The sequence below is a fragment of the Pseudomonas sp. MD330_10 genome (assembly GCF_042610415.1).
Taxonomy (GTDB): domain Bacteria; phylum Pseudomonadota; class Gammaproteobacteria; order Pseudomonadales; family Pseudomonadaceae; genus Aquipseudomonas; species Aquipseudomonas rhodesiae.
This window is the reverse complement of record NZ_JBHGZU010000135.1, coordinates 1-241: the sequence shown is the minus strand read 5'-3', so window position 1 is coordinate 241 and position 241 is coordinate 1. Positions and strand designations below refer to the sequence as shown.

Below are 241 nucleotides of genomic sequence, written 5' to 3'. Positions count from 1 at the left end.
ATGTTGATGTGGTAGCCGTTCCAGTTGATGGCGGTGTTTTTCGCCAGGAAGGTAATACCGCGCTCTTATTCCTGGTCGTTGGAGACCATCACGCGCTCGTCGTTGAGCTCGTTGCGCACCAGGGTGCCGGATTGACGCAGGAGTTTGTCTAACAGGGTGGTCTTACCATGGTCAAAGTGAGCAATGATGGCGATGTTACGTATATTTTCGATCACTTGTGTATCTCGATCAGAGGATTCGG

The 241-nt window shown here is 51.0% G+C and carries 1 pseudogene; it reads right to left on the bottom strand.

From position 1 onward, the window contains the following. A pseudogene (locus ACFZPT_RS26915) lies at nucleotides 1–215 on the bottom strand (GTP-binding protein); the annotation flags it as partial. Between the last annotated feature and the right edge of the window lie 26 nt (nucleotides 216–241).